The sequence below is a fragment of the Streptomyces sp. CRN 30 genome, from assembly GCF_034105845.1.
Window position 1 is genome coordinate 1 of record NZ_JAVRHI010000382.1, and the last position, 19,852, is coordinate 19,852.

20 protein-coding genes are annotated in these 19,852 nt (G+C 72.6%); 14 read left to right on the forward strand and 6 right to left on the reverse strand.

The features are described from left to right. Positions 1-120: 120 nt before the first annotated feature. A complete protein-coding gene (locus UW392_RS40985; protein ID WP_320780357.1) occupies positions 121-987 on the reverse strand; it encodes a biotin--[acetyl-CoA-carboxylase] ligase in 867 nt (288 codons plus the stop codon). 108 nt (positions 988-1,095) lie between these two features. On the opposite strand from UW392_RS40985, the gene UW392_RS40990 reads away from it, so the two are divergent. The 4 genes from UW392_RS40990 to UW392_RS41005 all read left to right on the forward strand — a co-directional run bounded on the left by UW392_RS40990 (position 1,096) and on the right by UW392_RS41005 (position 3,852). After that, positions 1,096-2,685 carry an acyl-CoA carboxylase subunit beta gene (locus UW392_RS40990; protein WP_320780358.1) on the forward strand — a complete coding sequence of 530 codons (1,590 nt, stop codon included), beginning with the start codon at positions 1,096-1,098 and terminating at the stop codon, positions 2,683-2,685. 63 nt (positions 2,686-2,748) lie between these two features. Continuing rightward, positions 2,749-2,961 carry an acyl-CoA carboxylase subunit epsilon gene (locus UW392_RS40995; protein ID WP_320780359.1) on the forward strand — a complete coding sequence of 71 codons (213 nt, stop codon included), beginning with the start codon at positions 2,749-2,751 and terminating at the stop codon, positions 2,959-2,961. 107 nt (positions 2,962-3,068) lie between these two features. Then, positions 3,069-3,200, forward strand: coding sequence for a morphogenic membrane protein MmpB (gene mmpB / locus UW392_RS41000; RefSeq protein WP_320780360.1), 132 nt, complete (start codon positions 3,069-3,071; stop codon positions 3,198-3,200). A gap of 28 nt (positions 3,201-3,228) precedes the next feature. After that, a complete protein-coding gene (locus tag UW392_RS41005; protein WP_320780361.1) occupies positions 3,229-3,852 on the forward strand; it encodes a nucleoside triphosphate pyrophosphatase in 624 nt (207 codons plus the stop codon). Here UW392_RS41005 and UW392_RS41010 read toward each other — a convergent pair. After that, positions 3,815-4,252 carry a hypothetical protein gene (locus UW392_RS41010; protein WP_320780362.1) on the reverse strand — a complete coding sequence of 146 codons (438 nt, stop codon included), beginning with the start codon at positions 4,250-4,252 and terminating at the stop codon, positions 3,815-3,817. The two genes, UW392_RS41005 and UW392_RS41010, sit on opposite strands and share 38 nt — an antisense overlap. A 376-nt stretch (positions 4,253-4,628) precedes the next feature. Here UW392_RS41010 and UW392_RS41015 point away from each other — a divergent pair, with 376 nt between their 5' ends. Further along, positions 4,629-6,401, forward strand: coding sequence for a biotin carboxylase N-terminal domain-containing protein (locus UW392_RS41015; RefSeq protein ID WP_320780363.1), 1,773 nt, complete (start codon positions 4,629-4,631; stop codon positions 6,399-6,401). A gap of 172 nt (positions 6,402-6,573) precedes the next feature. Here UW392_RS41015 and UW392_RS41020 read toward each other — a convergent pair whose 3' ends face one another. Both UW392_RS41020 and UW392_RS41025 read right to left on the reverse strand, forming a co-directional pair. Beyond that, positions 6,574-7,551 carry a DeoR/GlpR family DNA-binding transcription regulator gene (locus UW392_RS41020; RefSeq protein ID WP_320780364.1) on the reverse strand — a complete coding sequence of 326 codons (978 nt, stop codon included), beginning with the start codon at positions 7,549-7,551 and terminating at the stop codon, positions 6,574-6,576. Positions 7,552-7,750: 199 nt separating this feature from the next. Continuing rightward, complete coding sequence (locus UW392_RS41025; RefSeq protein ID WP_320780365.1) at positions 7,751-9,199, reverse strand: NAD(P)H-quinone dehydrogenase; 1,449 nt, start codon at positions 9,197-9,199, stop codon at positions 7,751-7,753. Positions 9,200-9,283: 84 nt separating this feature from the next. On the opposite strand from UW392_RS41025, the gene UW392_RS41030 reads away from it, so the two are divergent. The 5 genes from UW392_RS41030 (at position 9,284) to UW392_RS41050 (ending at position 14,083) form a co-directional block, all read left to right on the forward strand. Next, the gene (locus tag UW392_RS41030) at positions 9,284-9,721 is read left to right on the forward strand and encodes a gamma-glutamylcyclotransferase (protein WP_320780366.1); all 438 of its coding nucleotides are present in this window, start codon (positions 9,284-9,286) and stop codon (positions 9,719-9,721) included. Positions 9,722-9,773: 52 nt separating this feature from the next. Beyond that, on the forward strand, positions 9,774-10,052 hold the full coding sequence (locus tag UW392_RS41035) for a hypothetical protein (protein WP_320780367.1): 279 nt from the start codon (positions 9,774-9,776) through the stop codon (positions 10,050-10,052). 99 nt (positions 10,053-10,151) lie between these two features. Next, positions 10,152-10,976, forward strand: a complete 825-nt coding sequence (locus UW392_RS41040; protein ID WP_320780368.1) for a purine-nucleoside phosphorylase — start codon at positions 10,152-10,154, stop codon at positions 10,974-10,976. An 83-nt stretch (positions 10,977-11,059) separates the two neighbouring features. Further along, positions 11,060-12,703: a phospho-sugar mutase gene (locus tag UW392_RS41045; protein WP_320780369.1), complete on the forward strand. Its 1,644-nt coding sequence runs from the start codon at positions 11,060-11,062 to the stop codon at positions 12,701-12,703. A 150-nt stretch (positions 12,704-12,853) separates the two neighbouring features. Then, on the forward strand, positions 12,854-14,083 hold the full coding sequence (locus tag UW392_RS41050; protein ID WP_320780370.1) for a hypothetical protein: 1,230 nt from the start codon (positions 12,854-12,856) through the stop codon (positions 14,081-14,083). A 170-nt stretch (positions 14,084-14,253) separates the two neighbouring features. Here the strand turns inward: UW392_RS41050 and UW392_RS41055 are convergent, their stop codons facing one another. Next, complete coding sequence (locus UW392_RS41055) at positions 14,254-14,931, reverse strand: PH domain-containing protein (protein ID WP_320780371.1); 678 nt, start codon at positions 14,929-14,931, stop codon at positions 14,254-14,256. Between the two features lie 99 nt (positions 14,932-15,030). On the opposite strand from UW392_RS41055, the gene deoC reads away from it, so the two are divergent. The 3 genes from deoC to UW392_RS41070 are packed head-to-tail and all read left to right on the forward strand — an operon-like array spanning position 15,031 to position 18,333. Then, positions 15,031-15,987 carry a deoxyribose-phosphate aldolase gene (gene deoC / locus UW392_RS41060; protein WP_320780372.1) on the forward strand — a complete coding sequence of 319 codons (957 nt, stop codon included), beginning with the start codon at positions 15,031-15,033 and terminating at the stop codon, positions 15,985-15,987. A 5-nt stretch (positions 15,988-15,992) separates the two neighbouring features. Next, the gene (locus UW392_RS41065; protein WP_320780373.1) at positions 15,993-17,453 is read left to right on the forward strand and encodes an aldehyde dehydrogenase family protein; all 1,461 of its coding nucleotides are present in this window, start codon (positions 15,993-15,995) and stop codon (positions 17,451-17,453) included. Then, a complete protein-coding gene (locus tag UW392_RS41070; protein WP_320780374.1) occupies positions 17,446-18,333 on the forward strand; it encodes an aldehyde dehydrogenase family protein in 888 nt (295 codons plus the stop codon). Before UW392_RS41065 ends, UW392_RS41070 begins: the two co-directional genes overlap by 8 nt. Positions 18,334-18,406: 73 nt before the next feature. Here the strand turns inward: UW392_RS41070 and UW392_RS41075 are convergent, their stop codons facing one another. After that, positions 18,407-18,814, reverse strand: a complete 408-nt coding sequence (locus UW392_RS41075; protein ID WP_320780375.1) for a hypothetical protein — start codon at positions 18,812-18,814, stop codon at positions 18,407-18,409. Positions 18,815-18,996: 182 nt separating this feature from the next. On the opposite strand from UW392_RS41075, the gene UW392_RS41080 reads away from it, so the two are divergent. Then, the gene (locus UW392_RS41080; RefSeq protein WP_414497135.1) at positions 18,997-19,599 is read left to right on the forward strand and encodes a uridine kinase; all 603 of its coding nucleotides are present in this window, start codon (positions 18,997-18,999) and stop codon (positions 19,597-19,599) included. Positions 19,600-19,852: the final 253 nt, after the last annotated feature.

Here is a 19,852-nt window from a genome sequence, read left to right on the forward strand (position 1 = left end):
GGGCCGCCCGGTAGGCCGGTGGGTCGGCGCGCAGGTGGCCGGGGCGGCCCCGGCCCGCGACCGCCGCCCGCCGCGCTCACGCCCGCATCGGGCGCGCGGGCATGACAGGCCCGGCCGCCCTCACGCCGGGCGCAAGTGCACTATGTCGCCCGCCCCCACCGGCTGCCGCACGCCCTCCGCGGTGGCGATGACCAGGCGGCCGTCGCCGTCCAGCGCGACCGCCTCGCCGGTGAGGGAGCGGTCGCCCGGCAGTTCCGCCCTGACCGTGCGGCCGAGCGTGGCGCACCCGGCCGCGTACGCCTCCTGGAGGCCCGCGGGTCCCGGGTCGCCGCCGGCCGCGCGCCAGCGTCCGTACCAGTCCTCCAGGGACCTGAGCACCGCGCGCAGCAGCGGGTCGCGGTCCGTGCTCACCGCGCCGGCCAGGGCGAGCGACCCGGCCCGCGGGACCGGCAGCTCGTCCGCGCGCAGCGTGACGTTGATGCCCACGCCGATCACCACCCCGGCGTCGCCGGCGCGCTCCGCGAGGATGCCGCCGGCCTTGCGCTCCTCGCCGTCCACGGTGACGAGCAGGTCGTTGGGCCACTTCAGGGCGGTGTCGACGCCCGCCGAACGGGCGAGCCCGGCGGCCACCGCGACGCCGGTGAGCAGCGGCAGCCAGCCCCAGCGGGCCACCGGCACCTCGGCCGGGGAGAGCAGCACGGAGAAGAACAGGCCGGAGCGGGCCGGTGCGGTCCACCGCCGGTCCAGCCGTCCCCGGGCCGCGTTCTGCTCCTCCGCGACGAGGACGGCGCCCTCCGCCGCGCGGCCGTCGGCCGCGCGCGCCACCAGGTCGGAGTTGGTGGAGCCGGTGCGCTGCACCACCTCCACCTCGCGCCACAGCCCGCCCTGCCGCACCAGGCCCCTGCGCAGGGCGGTGGCGTTGAGGGGCGGCCGGTCCAGGTCGGACCAGCGGCCGCCGTTCCCGTCTGAGGCATCTCGCGGTGTCATGCAAGCCACCCTAGGTGTGGGAAACACCGCACTGCCGATCGGTAGCGGCCCCACTACGCTGCGATGGAACACCGTCCCCCATCTGACCAGGCAGGGAGCCGCATCCCGATGTCCGAGCCGGAAGTGCAGCAGCCCGACATCCACACGACCGCGGGCAAGCTCGCGGACCTGCGACGCCGCATCGAGGAAGCGACGCACGCCGGTTCGGAACGCGCCGTCGAGAAGCAGCACGCCAAGGGCAAGCTGACGGCCCGCGAGCGGATCGCCCTCCTCCTCGACGAGGACAGCTTCGTCGAGCTGGACGAGTTCGCCCGGCACCGCTCGTCCAGCTTCGGTCTGGACGCCAACCGCCCCTACGGCGACGGCGTCGTCACCGGCTACGGCACCGTCGACGGCCGTCCGGTCGCCGTCTTCTCGCAGGACTTCACCGTCTTCGGCGGGGCGCTGGGCGAGACGTACGGGCAGAAGATCTGCAAGGTCATGGACTTCGCGCTGAAGACCGGCTGCCCGGTCATCGGCATCAACGACTCCGGCGGCGCCCGTATCCAGGAGGGCGTCGCCTCCCTCGGCGCCTACGGCGAGATCTTCCGCCGCAACACCCACGCCTCCGGTGTCGTCCCGCAGATCTCCCTCGTCGTCGGGCCCTGCGCGGGCGGCGCGGTGTACTCCCCCGCGATCACCGACTTCACCGTGATGGTCGACCAGACCTCGCACATGTTCATCACAGGACCGGACGTCATCAAGACGGTCACCGGCGAGGACGTCGGCTTCGAGGAGCTGGGCGGCGCCCGTACCCACAACTCGACGTCCGGCGTCGCGCACCACATGGCGGGCGACGAGAAGGACGCCGTCGAGTACGTCAAGCAGTTGCTGTCGTACCTGCCGTCCAACAACCTCTCCGAGCCCCCGGCCTTCCCCGAGGAGGCCGACCTCACGGTCACCGACGAGGACCGCGAGCTGGACACGCTCGTCCCGGACTCGGCGAACCAGCCGTACGACATGCACACGGTCATCGAGCACGTCCTGGACGACGGCGAGTTCTTCGAGACGCAGCCGCTGTACGCGCCGAACATCCTCACCGGCTTCGGCCGCGTCGAGGGCCGCCCGGTCGGCATCGTCGCCAACCAGCCCGTGCAGCTCGCCGGGTGCCTCGACATCACCGCCTCCGAGAAGGCGGCCCGGTTCGTCCGCACCTGCGACGCCTTCAACGTCCCCGTGCTGACCTTCGTGGACGTCCCCGGCTTCCTCCCGGGCGTCGGCCAGGAGCACGACGGCATCATCCGCCGCGGCGCCAAGCTGATCTTCGCCTACGCCGAGGCGACGGTCCCGCTGATCACCGTCATCACCCGCAAGGCGTTCGGCGGCGCCTACGACGTGATGGGCTCCAAGCACCTGGGCGCCGACCTCAACCTCGCCTGGCCCACCGCGCAGATCGCCGTCATGGGCGCGCAGGGCGCCGTCAACATCCTGCACCGCCGCGCCATCGCCGACGCGGACGACCCCGAGGCGGCCCGCGCCCGCCTGATGCAGGAGTACGAGGACGCCCTCCTCAACCCGTACACCGCCGCCGAGCGCGGCTACGTCGACGCGGTGATCCTGCCCTCCGACACCCGGGCCCACATCGTCCGGGGCCTGCGCCAGCTCCGCACCAAGCGGGAGTCCCTCCCGCCGAAGAAGCACGGCAACATCCCCCTGTAGTCCGTAGTCCGTATTCCGTAGTCCGTAGTCCCTGGTCCCTGGTTCCCGGAGAGGAGAGGCACCTTGAACATCAAGGTCGTACGGGGAAATCCGACGCCCGAGGAGCTGGCCGCCGCTGTCGCGGTGGTCCGCGCCCGCGCCGCGGCGGCACAGACACCCGAGCCGTCCGGCGCGGAGCCGGCGGGGGACGCGTGGTCGGACCCGTCCCGCATCGCCCGCGCGAACGTCCCCCACCCGGGCCCCACCGCGTGGGCCCGCACGTACTGGCCGGGCTGAGGGGCTCTCAGGGGCGCGGGGAACCGCGCACGGCGGTGCGTCGCCGGGCGCCGAATTGAGTACCCCTACTCAGGCGCCCGGCACCGCCCCGGACGCACGCTGGTGGCATGCTCTGGTCCGACCCCGAAGACAAACCCCCCGAAGAGCTGCGCGACGCACAGAACATGCTCCGCCGCCTCGGCCTCCTCGTCGCCCTGGCCATGATCCTGATCATGATCGTGATCGGTCTGTCGGCGTGAGCCGTACCGCCCTGGCTAACCTGACCGCATGACTGATCAGCCCCGTCGCCTCGTCCTCGCCTCCCAGTCCCCCGCCCGGCTCGGGCTCCTGCGCCAGGCCGGGCTCGCCCCCGAGGTGATCGTGAGCGGCGTGGACGAGGACGCCGTCACCGCCCCCACCCCCGCCGAACTGGCCCTCGCCCTCGCCGAGGCCAAGGCGTCCGTGGTCGCCGCCCGCCCCGAGACGGCCGGCGCCCTCGTCGTCGGCTGCGACTCCGTGCTCGACCTGGACGGCCGGGCGCTCGGCAAGCCCGCCGACGCCGAGGAGGCCACCGCCCGCTGGAAGGCGATGCGCGGCCGCTCCGGCACGCTGCAGACGGGCCACTGCGTCTGGGACACGGCAACCGGCCGCCACGTCTCCGCGACCGCCTCCACCGTCGTCCGGTTCGGCGAGCCGAGCGACGCGGAGATCGCCGCCTACGTCGCCTCGGGCGAGCCCCTCCACGTCGCCGGGGCGTTCACCCTGGACGGCCGCTCGGCGCCGTTCATCGACTCCATCGAGGGCGACCACGGCAACGTGATCGGCCTCAGCCTGCCGCTGCTCCGCCGCCTCCTCGCCGACCTGGGCGTCGGCATCACGGAGCTGTGGGCTCCGGCGGGGGCGGCGGACTGACCGGGGCGGGGTCCCGCTCCGCCCGCGGGGCGTCGTAGGTCATCAGCAGCAGCACGATGAGCCCGAGGACGACGACCATGTAGGCGAAGGCCGCCGCCCCCACCAGGCCCCAGCAGAAGGCGCCGAGCAGCGCGTGCGTCACGGCCGCGCTGATCAGCAGGACCCGGCCGAGGCCGGCGGGGCGGCGGTCGCGCACCGCCACCAGCAGCGCGACCAGCCCGCACAGGGCGAAGTAGAGGCCGAAGACGATGCCGGCGATCTTCGCCGACACGGACATCAGGTCGGCGTCGAGTCCGGCGAGGGACATCCGCTGCCGGCCCACGACGATCCCGAGGATCCAGTTCAGCGCCACGACGCCGAGCGCCTCGACGAAGAGCAGCACCGCAACGACCCACGCCACCGGCCTGCGCAACCCGACCCCCACCTTCCGAGCGAAATTCCGGTTACCACGAGTACGTTCGGTTACATCACGGACGCTACTCGTGGGTAAACCAACGGACAAGGGTTGAGCTACGAGCAAAGAATCATTGGTCCATTCGTAGGGACTCGACAAAGAAACCGAGTGGGGCGCAGCACGCTCTCACAGAGACCTTGACCACACCGGGCAGCTAGGGTTTCCGGGAGGAACCCGGCGCACCCTGACACGACAAGGGCTTTCGCCGGTCGAGCGGGCCACGCATCACGCTCCGTGTGGGCAAGCTCACCATTGGGGACGGGTCGAAGGTCCGTGTCGGCAGTCCCTAAACTCGGCTTGTTTCAAGGAGGGAGCCTCAATCGTGCGCAAGGTGCTCATCGCCAACCGTGGCGAAATCGCTGTCCGCGTGGCCCGGGCCTGCCGGGACGCCGGCATCGCGAGCGTGGCCGTGTACGCCGACCCGGACCGGGACGCTCTGCATGTCCGCGCCGCGGATGAGGCGTTCGCCCTGGGCGGTGACACCCCGGCCACCAGCTACCTGGACATCGAGAAGGTCCTCAACGCGGCGCGCGAGGCGGGGGCCGACGCCGTCCACCCCGGCTACGGCTTCCTGTCGGAGAACGCCGAGTTCGCGCAGGCCGTCCTGGACGCCGGGCTGATCTGGATCGGTCCGCCGCCGCACGCCATCCGGGACCTCGGTGACAAGGTCGCCGCCCGGCACATCGCCCAGCGGGCCGGCGCGCCGCTGGTCGCGGGCACCCCGGACCCGGTCTCCGGCGCCGACGAGGTGGTCGCCTTCGCCGAGGAGCACGGTCTGCCGATCGCCATCAAGGCGGCGTTCGGCGGCGGCGGGCGCGGTCTGAAGGTGGCCCGCACCCTCGACGAGGTCCCGGAGCTGTACGACTCGGCGGTCCGCGAGGCGGTCGCCGCCTTCGGCCGCGGCGAGTGCTTCGTCGAGCGTTACCTGGACAAGCCGCGGCACGTGGAGACCCAGTGCCTGGCCGACCGGTACGGCAACGTGGTGGTCGTCTCCACCCGTGACTGCTCCCTGCAGCGCCGCCACCAGAAACTGGTGGAGGAGGCCCCGGCGCCGTTCCTGTCCCAGGACCAGCTCGACCAGCTGTACTCCGCCTCGAAGGCGATCCTGAAGGAGGCCGGCTACGTCGGCGCCGGCACGGTCGAGTTCCTGGTCGGCCTCGACGGCACGATCTCCTTCCTGGAGGTCAACACCCGTCTCCAGGTCGAGCACCCGGTGACCGAGGAGGTCGCCGGCATCGACCTGGTCCGCGAGATGTTCCGCATCGCCGACGGCGAGGAACTGGGCTACGGCGACCCGGTACTGCGCGGTCACTCCTTCGAGTTCCGTATCAACGGCGAGGACCCGGGCCGGGGCTTCCTGCCCGCCCCCGGCACGGTGACCCGCTTCGACCCGCCGTCCGGCCCGGGTGTCCGCCTGGACGCGGGCGTGGAGTCCGGCAGTGTCATCGGCCCGGCCTGGGACTCCCTGCTGGCCAAGCTGATCGTCACCGGCCGCACCCGCAAGGAGGCGCTGGAGCGCGCCTCCCGGGCGCTGGAGGAGTTCCAGGTGGAGGGCATGGCCACGGCCGTCCCGTTCCACCGCGTGGTCGTGCGGGACCCTGCCTTCGCGCCGGAGCTGACCGGCTCCGACGACCCGTTCACGGTCCACACCCGGTGGATCGAGACGGAGTTCGTCAACGAGATCAAGCCGTTCACGGCGGCGGCCGGTGCGGACACCGACGAGGAGACCGGCCGCGAGACGGTCGTCGTCGAGGTGGGCGGCAAGCGCCTGGAGGTCTCCCTCCCGTCCTCGCTCGGCATGTCCCTGGCCCGTACGGGCCTCGCGGCGGGCGCCAAGCCCAAGCGGCGCGCGGCGAAGAAGTCGGGCCCCGCGGCCTCCGGTGACACCCTCGCCTCGCCCATGCAGGGCACGATCGTCAAGATCGCGGTGGAGGAGGGCCAGGAGGTCGAGGAGGGCGAGCTGATCGTGGTCCTGGAGGCCATGAAGATGGAACAGCCGCTCAACGCCCACAAGTCCGGCACGATCAAGGGCCTGACCGCGGACGTCGGCGCGTCCGTCACGTCGGGCGCCGCGATCTGCGAGATCAAGGACTGACCCGTACGGCACCCGTACGGCGACTGATCCGTACGGCGACTGATCCGTGCGGCACCCGTACGGCAGGGCGCCCGGCAGACCGTTCACAGCGGTCTGCCGGGCGCCCTGCCGTACGGAGAGCCGCGCGGCCGTACGTGGGTGGGTACGTGGAGCGGCCGGGGACCGGCGTCGCTCAGCGGCGCCGCATGTCCGCCACCCGCGCCCGCTGTTCCGCCGCGGCGGCCTGGTCGCCCAGTGGAGCGGCCGACCGCAGCCCCGCCCCGGCGCCGGGGACCTGACGTCGCGGGCCGGGAAGGGGCACGTCCCGGCGCTGCTGACGCGCCGGACCGGCATCACCCCCCGGGCCTCCCTGGCCCGCCGCTCCCCCCGACGTACCGGCGACGGCGATCTGTACGCCCTGGTCGGCGAGGGCCTGCAACTCCGTGCCCGCGCGGTCGTCGTGGCCGGGCGGGTCGTCCGTGACGAGCCGGGTGATCACCTCCGTGGGCACGGTCTGGAACATCGTGTCGGTGCCCAGCTTGGTGTGGTCGGCGAGGACGACGACCTCGGAGGCGGCCTGTACGAGCGCGCGGTCGACGGACGCCGACAGCATGTTGGAGGTGGAGAGCCCCCGCTCGGCGGTCAGCCCGCTCCCGGACAGGAATGCCTTCGACACTCTCAGCCCTTGGAGGGACTGCTCGGCACCGCTGCCGACGAGGGCGTAGTTGGACCCTCTCAGGGTGCCTCCGGTCATCACGACCTCGACCCGGTTGGCGTGGGCGAGCGCCTGGGCGACCAGCAGCGAGTTGGTGACGACGGTCAGGCCGGGCACCCGGGCGAGCCGGCGGGCCAGCTCCTGCGTGGTGGTTCCCGCTCCCACCACGATGGCCTCGCCCTCCTCGACAAGGCCCGCGGCGAGATCGGCGATGGCCGTCTTCTCGGCGGTCGCGAGATGAGACTTCTGCGGAAAGCCGGACTCCCGCGTGAAACCGCCCGGCAATACCGCACCGCCGTGCCGGCGGTCGAGGAGTCCTTCTGCCTCCAGTGCGCGCACGTCCCGCCGTACGGTCACTTCGGAGGTCTGGACGACGCGGGCGAGTTCACGGAGCGACACGGCTCCGTTGGCTCGCACCATTTCGAGGATCAATTGGCGACGTTCTGCAGCGAACACGAAACTGACAGTAACGCGGCTGACCGTCTGCTTTCAGCAGTATGCGCCGAATAACAGAAGTTGTTCGCACACCCACACCGTGAGTGGTATAAGGGCCTATTCTCCCCGACTATGCCGCACGCATGTCTGGCAACCCCCCGCGACCAGCGGGGAGTTGCCGTTCCGGGCCATGCGGGGCCGTTCGGGGCCGTTACGAGGGTCAGCCCTCCGCGCCGGACTTCCGCGTGTGGAGCTGCCGCGCGACCTCGGCGATCGACCCCGAAAGCGACGGGTACACCGTGAAAGCGTTCGCGATCTGTTCGACCGTCAGGTTGTTGTCCACCGCGATCGAGATGGGGTGGATGAGTTCGGAGGCGCGCGGCGCCACGACGACACCGCCGACCACGATGCCGGTGCCCGGCCGGCAGAAGATCTTGACGAAGCCGTCCCGGATGCCCTGCATCTTGGCGCGGGGGTTGCGCAGCAGCGGCAGCTTGACGACGCGGGCGTCGATCTTGCCGGCATCGACGTCGGCCTGCGAGTAGCCGACGGTGGCGATCTCGGGGTCGGTGAAGACGTTGGAGGAGACGGTCTTGAGGTTGAGCGGGGTGACCGCGTCGCCGAGGAAGTGGTACATGGCGATGCGCCCCTGCATGGCGGCGACGGAGGCGAGCGCGAAGACGCCGGTGACGTCACCGGCGGCGTAGACGCCCGGCGCGGAGGTCCGGGAGACCTTGTCGGTCTTGATGTGCCCGGACTCCTTGAGCCGGACGCCGGCCTCCTCCAGGCCCATGCCCTCGGTGTTGGGGATGGCGCCGACCGCCATCAGGCAGTGGGTGCCGCTGATGACCCGGCCGTCGGCGAGGGTGACCTCCACGCGGTCGCCGACCCGCTTGGCGGACTGGGCGCGGGAACGCGCCATGACGTTCATGCCGCGGCGCCGGAAGACGTCCTCCAGGACCGCCGCCGCGTCCGGGTCCTCGCCGGGCAGCACGCGGTCGCGGGACGACACCAGCGTCACGCGGGAGCCGAGCGCCTGGTAGGCGCCGGCGAACTCGGCGCCGGTCACACCGGAACCGACGACGATGAGTTCCTCGGGCAGTTCGGTGAGGTCGTAGACCTGGGTCCAGTTGAGGATGCGCTCGCCGTCGGGCTGCGCGTCGGGCAGCTCGCGCGGGTGACCGCCGGTGGCGATGAGGACGGCGTCCGCGGTGAGCGTCTCCTCGCTGCCGTCGGCGGCGCGCACGACGACCTTGCGCGAGCCGTCGAGGCCCTGCATGCCCTCCAGCCGGCCGCGGCCGCGCATGACGCGCGCGCCGGCCCGCGTGACGGAGGCGGTGATGTCGTGCGACGGGGCGAGCGCGAGCCGCTTCACCCGTCGGTTGACCTTGCCGAGGTCCACGCCGACCACCCGGGCGGCCTGCTCCAGCGGCGGGGTGTCGTCGGCGACGATGATGCCCAGCTCCTCGTAGGAGGAGTCGAAGGTGGTCATCACCTCGGCCGTGGCGATCAGGGTCTTCGACGGCACGCAGTCGGTCAGGACCGACGCGCCGCCCAGACCGTCGCAGTCGACGACGGTCACCTCCGCGCCGAGCTGCGCGGCCACCAGCGCCGCTTCGTATCCGCCGGGTCCGCCACCGATGATCACGATCCGAGTCACGTACTCCATTGTCCCGTACGCCCCGGCCGAGGACCGCCCGGGGCCCCGCCCCGATGCGCCCCCGTTATCCGGCCGACCCCGTACCCTCTCCCCATGTCGCTCTACGCCGCGTACGCCGGCAACCTCGACGCGCGGCTGATGTCCCGCCGCGCTCCCCACTCGCCGCTGCGCGCCACCGGCTGGCTGAACGGGTGGCGGCTGACCTTCGGCGGCGAGCAGCTGGGCTGGGAGGGCGCGCTGGCGACGCTGGTCGAGGACCCGTTCTCGCAGGTCTTCGTCGCGCTGTACGACATCGCCGAGATGGACGAGGACTCCCTCGACCGGTGGGAGGGGACGGGCCTGGACATCTACCGCCGCACGCGCGTACGGGCGCACACCCTGGACGGGGAGGAAGGCGCCTGGACCTACGTCCTCAACGCCTACGAGGGCGGCCTGCCCTCCGCCCGCTACCTGGGCGAGATCGCCGACGCGGCCGAGTCCGCCGGAGCCCCCCACGACTACGTGATGGAACTGCGCAAGCGGCCCTGCTGAGGCGGCGGCGGAACCTAGACTTTCGGGTACAGACGCACCACCGGGAGATCAGATGCCCCCCACGACGTACGAGGTCTACTTCACGGTGCAGGCCGCCGAGGCCCGCGACCGGCTGGACGACCGGCAGCGCACCGCCTTCGACAAGGGCATTTCCCTGCTGGCCCGCGACCCCTTCCTCTCCGTGTCACGCCCCATAGGCTCCACCGGCGACGACCGTACGATCCGGCTCACGCAGAACGTGCTGGTCGAATACACGGTGAGCCGCGGCCGCCTGCTGATCTTCATCGTCGAGGTCTTCAATGACAAGGACGTCCTGATCACGGACGAGTGAGGTGCCGGCCGGCCGCCCCGGCACAGCGGTCTCAACGATCGCGATACCGTGACCTCACGCATCTACGCGCGTAGGTCAAAAGCGGCTACCCTCATCCGCGTGAACGCATCTCTTCTTCCGGACGACATCCAGGGCGACCCCTACAGCGCCGCCGACGCCGCCGCGGCCCGCCTGCGCGAGATCACGGGCGCCGAGACCCACGACGTCGCCCTCGTGATGGGCTCCGGCTGGGCCCCGGCGGTGGACGCGCTGGGCGCCCCCGACGCCGAGCTCCAGGTCACCGACCTGCCCGGTTTCCCGCCTCCGGCGGTCGAGGGCCACGGCGGCAAGATCCGCTCGTACACGGTCGGGGACCGGCGCGCGCTGGTGTTCCTGGGCCGCACCCACTACTACGAGGGTCACGGCGTCGCCTCCGTCGCGCACGGCGTGCGCACCGCGGTCGCCGCCGGCGTCAAGACGGTCGTCCTCACCAACGGCTGCGGCGGTCTGCGCGAGGGCATGCGCCCCGGTCAGCCGGTGCTGATCAGCGACCACATCAACCTCACCGCCACCTCCCCCATCGTCGGCGCCAACTTCGTCGACCTCACCGACCTCTACTCGCCGCGGCTGCGCGCCCTGTGCAAGGAGGTCGACGCCACGCTGGAGGAGGGCGTCTACGCCCAGTTCCCCGGCCCGCACTACGAGACGCCGGCCGAGATCCGCATGGCCCGGGTCATCGGCGCGGACCTCGTCGGCATGTCGACGGTCCTGGAGGCGATCGCGGCGCGCGAGGCCGGTGCGGAGGTGCTCGGCATCTCCCTGGTCACGAACCTCGCCGCGGGCATGACCGGCGAGCCGCTGAACCACGAGGAGGTCCTCCAGGCGGGCCGGGACTCGGCTGCCCGGATGGGCTCCCTGCTGACCCAGCTCCTGAACCGCCTGTAGACCGGCTTGCGCCGCCCGTGACACTTCGGGCCCCCCACTCACCCGCACGCTCACCCGTACTCCCCGCACGAGAGGCCACCGACGTGCAAGACGACGCTCTCCTCACCCGGGCCAGGGCCTGGCTGGCCGAGGACCCCGACCCGGAGACCCGCGCCGAACTGGCGGACCTCATCAAGGCAGGGGAGGCCGGGAACGTCACGGAACTCGCCGCCCGCTTCACCGGCACCCTCCAGTTCGGCACCGCCGGCCTCCGCGGCGAACTCGGCGCCGGCCCGATGCGCATGAACCGCGCGGTCGTGATCCGCGCCGCCGCCGGACTCGCCGCGTACCTGCGGAAAGAGGGCCACACCGGCGGCCTCGTCGTCATCGGCTACGACGCCCGGCACAAGTCCGCGACGTTCGCCGAGGACACCGCCGCGGTGATGACCGGCGCCGGTCTGCGGGCGGCCGTCCTGCCCCGTCCGCTGCCCACCCCCGTCCTCGCCTTCGCCGTCCGCCACCTCGGCGCGGTCGCGGGCGTGGAGGTCACCGCCAGCCACAACCCGCCGCGCGACAACGGTTACAAGGTCTACCTCGGCGACGGCTCCCAGATCGTGCCCCCGGCGGACGCCGGCATCGCCGCGGAGATCGACGCCGTGGGGAGCCTGGACGACGTACCGCGTCCCGGCTCCGGCTGGGAGGTCCTGGACGACGCCGTCCTGGACGCCTACCTCACCCGTACGGACGCCGTGCTCGCCCCGGGATCGGCCCGTACGGCCCGTACCGTCTACACCCCGATGCACGGCGTCGGCCGGGACACCCTCCTCGCCGCCTTCGCCCGCGCCGGTTTCCCGGCCCCCGACGTCGTCCCCGAGCAGGCCGACCCGGACCCGGAGTTCCCGACCGTCGCCTTCCCCAACCCGGAGGAGCCGGGCGCGATGGACCTGGCGTTCGCGCGGGCCCGCGCGTCGGCCCCGGACCTGGTCATCGCCAACGACCCGGACGCCGACCGGTGCGCGGCGGCCGTGCCCGACGGCGGCGACTGGCGGATGCTGCGCGGCGACGAGGTCGGCGCGCTGCTCGCCGCGCACCTGGTGCGCCGCGGCGCGCGCGGCACGTTCGCCGAGTCGATCGTCTCCTCGGCGCTGCTCGGCCGCATCGCCGAGGCGGCCGGCCTTCCCTACGCCGAGACGCTGACCGGCTTCAAGTGGATCGCCCGCGTCGAGGGGCTGCGCTACGGCTACGAGGAGGCCCTCGGCTACTGCGTCGACCCCGAGGGCGTCCGCGACAAGGACGGCATCACCGCGGCCCTGCTCCTGGCCGAGCTGGCCTCCGCGCTCAAGGAGGAGGGCCGTACGCTGCTCGACCTCCTGGACGACCTCGCCGTGGAGCACGGTCTGCACGCCACCGACCAGCTCTCCGTACGGGTCGAGGACACGTCGGTGATCGCCGAGGCGATGCGCCGGCTGCGCGAGGAGCCACCCACCCGCCTGGCCCAGCTGCCGGTCACGCGCGCGGAGGACCTCACCCTGGGCACGGAGACGCTGCCGCCGACCGACGGGCTGCGCTACACGCTCGACGGCGCCCGGGTCATCGTCCGCCCCAGCGGCACGGAGCCGAAGCTCAAGTGCTACCTGGAGGTGATCGTCCCGGTCGCCGACCACGCCGCGCTCCCGGCGGCCCGTAAGCGGGCGACGGAGATCCTGGAGGCGCTGAAGCGCGACCTCTCCTCTGCTGCGGGCATCTGACGCGAGGGCGGGAGGGAGGCGGGCCGCCACCCGGCGGGCACCCTCACGGGTGAAACGCGCCCGGAGGTTGACCCGCCCTCCCCGTCCCGCGCCGCCCCCCGGGCAACGGTGGACCGGAACCACCACCGAGCCGCCCAGGGAGCCGCCGCCGTGTCCTCGACCGCCCCCGAAACCACTCCGAGCGGACGCATCCCGGGCACCCGGCGGCCCCGGCCGCGGCCTCCAGCCGCCCCGGCGCCGCGCGTCACCGCGTGGCGCGACCGCGCCCGGCGGCTGCTGCGCGCCCTGCACCGCGCCGCGCCGGCCCTCGCCGCCTATCTCGCCGTACGCCTGACGGGTCTGCTGGTGATCGCCGAGTGGGCGCACCGGCGCCACCACGGGGTGTGGCCGATCCTGGCGACCCAGTGGGACTCCAACTGGTACCTGGGCATCGCCGACCACGGCTACACCCACGAGCTGGGCACCGCGCACAACACGAACAACCTGGCGTTCTTCCCGCTCTACCCGGTGCTGGTGAAGGCCGTCGCGGTGCTCACGCCGGGCAGTCGTGCCTCCACCGCCGTGGGCATCGCGGTCGTCGCGTCGCTCGTCGCCGCGTGGGGTGTCTTCGCCGTGGGCGAGCGGCTGCACGGCCGCCGGACCGGCATCCTGCTGACGACGCTGTGGGGCGCGTTCCCGGTCGGCCTGGTGCAGTGGATGGGCTACACGGAGTCCCTCTTCACGGTGTTCGCGGCGTGGTCGCTGTACGCCGTGCTGACCGGCCGCTGGCTGTGGGCGGCGTCGCTGGCGGTACTGGCGGGGCTGACCCGGCCGACCGGTGTCGCCGTCGCCGCGGCGGTCTGCGTCACGGCGCTGCTCGCCCTGCGCCACCGGCCCTTCCGGCCCCGCGCCCTGGCCGCCGTGTTCCTCGCGCCGCTGGGCTGGTGCGCGTACCTCGTCTGGGTGGGACTGCGGCTCGGCCGCTGGGACGGGTACTTCGCCGTGCAGCGGCTGTGGCACAACCAGTTGGACGGCGGCGTACGGACCCTGGAGCTGACCCGGCACCTGCTGGCGCGCGACGCCACGCCGCAGCTGTTCCTGGTGATGGTGACGCTGGTGCTCGGCGGGGCCGTGGTGCTGTTCGCGCTGTCGGTCCTGGACCGCCAGCCGCTCGTGCTGCTCGTGTTCACGGGGGTGCTGCTGGCGATCGTGCTGGGGAGCGGCGGCGTGTACTTTCCGCGCGCCCGCTTTCTGCTGCCGGCGTTTCCGCTGCTGCTGCCGCTGGCGGCGCATCTGGCGCGGGCGTCGGTCCGCCATCGGGCGCTGTTCCTGACAGCGGCCGTGCTGGGGTCGGCGTACTGCGGGGCGTACATGATCCTGGTGTGGCCCAGCGCGCCTTGAGGGGGGCGCGTTGCGCTTCGCGCTTCGCGCTGCGGGGACGACGGCGCTTCGCGCTGCGGGGACGGGGGCGGGGGCGGGTGCGGGTGCGTGGGGGTGCGCGTCCTGGACCTTTGCCCACCCACCACCCGTTCGCCGCCTGTTGACAGGTGCACCATCGGCCGTGCGGGGCGTCAGGCGGTGGTGATCAGTACCGTCAGCAGGATCGCCCCCGCCAGTGCCGGGGCCATGATTTCGTAGGCCCAGCGGGCCGTGACCTCGCCCTGGGCCGTCTCGGCCTTCTCGCGGGTCTCCAGCAGGACGCGCAGTTCGTCCATCACCTTGTCGGTCTCGGCGCGCACCGGCCCGTCGGCCGGCTCCATCGCGGACGCCCGCTGCCCCGTGAGGCCGAACCCGCCGCGCCCCGCGCCCCGCGCGTCCCCGGAGGCACGTCGCGATTCCCGCCGCGCGGCCTTCTTGCGGGCGCGCAGCGACACCGGGACCGCCCAGAGCTGGTACTTCACGCCGGCCGCGGTGACCGCCTCGTTGGAGTAGCCGGACCGCAGCGACGCGATCTCGCCCCAGGGCAGGACGACCACCCGCAGCGGGTTGCGCACCCGCAGCCGGTCCTCCCCCGCGAAGACGGCGGGCCGCAGGGTGTACGCGGCCACCAGCGGCACCACGAGCAGCATCGCGGCGAGCGCGATCCACGGGGTGTCGCCCTCGCCCACGACCAGCGCGTCGATGCCGAGCCACAGGACGATGCCGAGCAGCAGGACACCGCCGGCGATGCCCGCGGGCGAGCGGTAGACCCGGTCCTTGGACACGGGCCCCGTGGGCTGCGGCGAGGGTGAAGGCTCCGGGGTCGTCATGTGCCGATTGTGCACGACGGCCCCGCCGGAGCCCGCCGCCGGTACCGGTCCCGGGGGCTGTACAGCCGCTACGCGCGTAGATATGCTCGGCTGGTGACCATGCCCACCACTGCACCCGCACCCGGACTCGCCGACCTCACCGCGTCCGACAGCACGCTGCGCCGCTTCCTGCACGGGCTGCCCGGCGTCGACGCGGTCGGCCTGGAGGCGCGCGCCGCCTCGCTCGGCACCCGTTCGATCAAGACGACCGCGAAGGCGTACGCCCTCGACCTCGCCATCTCGATGGTCGACCTGACGACGCTGGAGGGCGCGGACACCCCGGGCAAGGTCCGGGCGCTCGGCGCGAAGGCGGTCCGCCCCGATCCGACCGACCGCACCACCCCGGCCGCGGCGGCCGTCTGCGTCTACCCGGACATGGTGCCCGCCGCCAAGGAGGCCGTCGCCGGTTCCGGCGTCAAGGTCGCCTCGGTCGCCACCGCGTTCCCGGCGGGCCGCGCCTCCCTCGCGGTCAAGCTGGCCGACGTGCGCGAGGCGGTCGCGGCGGGCGCGGACGAGGTCGACATGGTCATCGACCGCGGCGCGTTCCTCGCGGGGAACTACCTGAAGGTGTACGACGAGATCACCGCCGTGAAGGAGACCTGCGGGACGGACGCCCGGCTGAAGGTCATCTTCGAGACGGGCGAGCTGTCGACGTACGACAACATCCGCCGCGCGAGCTGGCTCGGCATGATGGCCGGCGCCGACTTCATCAAGACCTCCACCGGCAAGGTCGCGGTGAACGCGACCCCGGCCAACACCCTCCTCATGCTGGAGGCGGTCCGCGACTTCCGCGCGCAGACCGGCGTGCAGGTCGGCGTGAAGCCGGCCGGCGGCATCCGGACGGCCAAGGACGCCGTCAAGTTCCTCGTCCTGGTCAACGAGACCGCGGGCGAGGACTGGCTGGACAACCACTGGTTCCGCTTCGGCGCCTCCTCGCTCCTGAACGACCTGCTGATGCAGCGTCAGAAGCTGGCCACCGGCCGCTACTCCGGCCCCGACTACGTGACGGTGGACTGATCACCATGGCATCCGCACCCACACCCGCATCCGCGTCCGCTTTCGAGTACGCGCCGGCGCCGGAGTCGCGTTCGGTCGTCGACATCGCGCCCTCCTACGGCCTGTTCATCGACGGCGAGTTCGCCGAGGCGGCCGGCGGCAAGGTCTTCAAGACGGTCAGCCCGTCGACCGAGGAGGTCCTCTCCGAGGTCGCCGAGGGCGGCGAGGAGGACGTCGACCGGGCCGTGCGCGCCGCCCGCGCGGCGTTCGAGAAGTGGTCCGCGCTCCCCGGCTCCGAGCGGGCGAAGTACCTGTTCCGGATTGCCCGGATCATCCAGGAGCGCAGCCGTGAGCTGGCCGTCCTGGAAACTCTCGACAACGGCAAGCCGATCCGGGAGACCCGCGACGCCGACCTCCCGCTGGTCGCCGCGCACTTCTTCTACTACGCGGGCTGGGCGGACAAGCTCGGCCACGCGGGGTTCGGCGCGGACCCGAAGCCGCTGGGCGTCGCCGGCCAGGTCATCCCCTGGAACTTCCCCCTCCTCATGCTGGCGTGGAAGATCGCCCCGGCGCTCGCGACCGGCAACACGGTGGTGCTGAAGCCCGCCGAGACGACCCCGCTCTCCGCGCTCTTCTTCGCGGACATCTGCCGCCAGGCGGGTCTGCCGAAGGGCGTCGTCAACATCGTCACCGGTGACGGCCGTACGGGCGCCGCGCTCGTCGCCCACCCGGACGTGAACAAGGTGGCCTTCACCGGGTCCACGGCCGTCGGCAAGGAGATCGCCCGCACTCTCGCCGGCACCCGCAAGAAACTCACCCTGGAGCTGGGCGGCAAGGGCGCCAACATCGTCTTCGACGACGCCGCGCTCGACCAGGCCGTCGAGGGCATCGTCAGCGGCATCTTCTTCAACCAGGGCCAGGTCTGCTGCGCGGGCTCCCGGCTGCTGGTGCAGGAGTCGATCCACGACGAGCTGCTCGACCGGCTGAAGCGGCGCCTGTCGACGCTGCGCCTCGGCGACCCGCTGGACAAGAACACCGACATCGGCGCGATCAACTCCGCGGAGCAGCTCGCCCGCATCACCGCGCTGGCCGACCAGGGTGAGGCGGAGGGCGCCGAGCGCTGGTCCCCGGCCTGCGAACTGCCCTCCGCGGGGTACTGGTTCGCCCCGACGCTCTTCACGGGTGTCACCCAGGCGCACACCATCGCCCGTGACGAGATCTTCGGCCCGGTCCTGTCGGTGCTGACCTTTCGTACGCCCGACGAGGCCGTCGCCAAGGCCAACAACACCCCGTACGGCCTCTCCGCCGGCATCTGGACGGAGAAGGGCTCGCGCATGCTGGCGGTCGCGAACAAGCTCCGCGCGGGCGTGATCTGGTCCAACACGTTCAACAAGTTCGACCCGACGTCGCCGTTCGGCGGCTACAAGGAGTCGGGCTTCGGCCGCGAGGGCGGCCGCCACGGCCTGGAGGCGTACCTCGATGTCTGATCGTTTGGGTGTCCTGAAGACCTACAAGCTGTACGTCGGCGGGAAGTTCCCGCGTTCCGAGAGCGGCCGGGTGTACGAGGTGAGCGACGCGAAGGGCAAGTGGCTGGCGAACGCGCCGCTCTCCTCCCGCAAGGACGCCCGGGACGCGGTGGTCGCCGCGCGCAAGGCGTTCGGCGGCTGGTCGGGGGCCACGGCGTACAACCGCGGTCAGGTGCTGTACCGGATCGCGGAGATGCTTCAGGGCCGCCGCAACCAGTTCGCGCACGAGGTCGCGGACGCCGAGGGCCTGTCGAAGCCGAAGGCGGCCGAGCAGGTGGACGCAGCGATCGACCGCTGGGTCTGGTACGCGGGCTGGACCGACAAGATCGCCCAGGTGGTGGGCGGCGGCAACCCGGTCGCCGGCCCGTTCTTCAACCTCTCCTCGCCGGAGCCGACGGGCGTGGTCGCGGTCCTGGCCCCCCAGGAGCCGTCCCTCCTGGGCCTGGTCTCCGTCGTCGCGCCCGTGATCGCCACCGGCAACACGGCGGTCGTGATCGCGAGCGAGCGGTCCCCGCTTCCGGCGCTCTCCTTCGGTGAGGTGCTCGCCACCTCCGACGTCCCCGGCGGCGTGGTCAACATCCTGACCGGCCGTACGGCGGAGATCGCGGCGCCGCTCGCCGCCCACCAGGACGTGAACGCGATCGACCTCGCGGGCGCGGACGGTGAACTGGCGAAGGAGCTGGAGGTCGCCGCCGCCGACAACCTCAAGCGCGTCCTGCGTCCACAGCCTGTGGACGACTGGACGGTCACGCCGGGCACCGAGCGGCTGACGGCCTTCCTGGAGACCAAGACGGTGTGGCACCCCACGGGCGCGCTGGGCGCGTCGGGTTCCTCGTACTGACGGCTGCCGCACACCGGAGCGCCGCGCCCCTCCCGGACGGGCGGGTGCGCGGCGCTCGGCGTGCGGCGGGTGGTCAGGCGCCCAGCGCGCCCGCCGCCCGCCCCACCAGCGGCAGGCCGCCGACGGAGTCCGCCTGCGCGACCGGGCCGGTCAGGGTCTGCGAGGACAGCGGCTTGAAGTCGGCGACCTTGGTGCCGACGCCGTTGTCCAGGGGGTCGACGCCGGTGCCGGCCAGCGGGTTGGGCTTGAGGCCCGCCACCGGGGCCGTGACGTAGCCGAGGGCCATGGTCGTGGCCTCCATCCCGGCCTCGGGGTCGATCTTCCCCAGCGAGGTGGGGCGCGTGTGCCCGATCCCGGCGATGAGGTCGGTGCTCTCCGCGGAGGCCGTCGCCGCACCTGCTCCGAGCGCCACCGAGGCGGTCGCGAGGGCGACCAGGGCGCGCTGGGCGGTCGGGGTTCGGGAGGACGAGTGTCGGGCCATCGCTGCTGCCACCTCTTGCTGCGGAGTACCTGCGGACTACTGCACAGAGTAATCGGAACGATGCGCAGCGTAGTTGAGATGTGATGCGCGCTTCAAAGCCGACCCGCGGGGTCCTGCGGCGGCCGGTCCATGCCGCACACTGGTCTCCCGTGAGCTCCCATCCACCCATACCGACGCGCGTGGTGCTGCTCTGCGGCCCCTCCGGCTCCGGCAAGTCCCTCCTCGCCGCCCACTCCGGTCTCCCGGTGCTGCGGCTCGACGACTTCTACAAGGAGGGCACCGACCCGACGCTGCCGCTCGTGCCGGGCAGCGCCGACATCGACTGGGACCACCCGGACTCCTGGGACGCGGACGCGGCCGTCGCCGCCATCACGGAGCTGTGCCGCACGGGCCGTACGGCCGTGCCCGTCTACGACATCTCGCTCAGCGCCCGCACCGGCGCGGAGACGGCCGACATCGGCCGGACCCCGCTCTTCATCGCCGAGGGCATCTTCGCCGCCGAGATCGTGACGCGCTGCCGGGAGACGGGGGTGCTGGCCGACGCGCTCTGCCTGAGCCGCGGCTCGCTGACGACGTTCCGCCGGCGCTTCCTGCGGGATCTGCGGGAGGGCCGCAAGTCGGTGCCGTTCCTGCTGCGGCGCGGCTGGCGGCTGATGCGGCGGGAGCGGACGATCATCGCCCGGCAGACCGCGCTGGGCGCCCACGCCTGCGACCGGGACGAGGCGATGGGCCGGCTGGCCGCCGCGGCGGCGGGACGCTGCGCCACGGCCCGTACGGCGGCCTGACACGCCCGACGGCGGCGTACGCGCGGACAGGAACGCGGGCACGAGGCGCTGGACCGCGGGCACGGAAAACGGGAACGCGGGTACGGGACAAGGAGGCGCGGGCACGGAAAACGGGACTGGACGGACCCCCCGGCCCTCCAGTCCCGTTCCCTTCCTGCTCCCCCGTGTTCCCCCGTGCCCTTTCCCCCGTTCCCCTGGTGCTTCCCCCGTGGGTTCCGCGGAGCTCCCCCGAACTCCACGGTCTCCGTGGTGT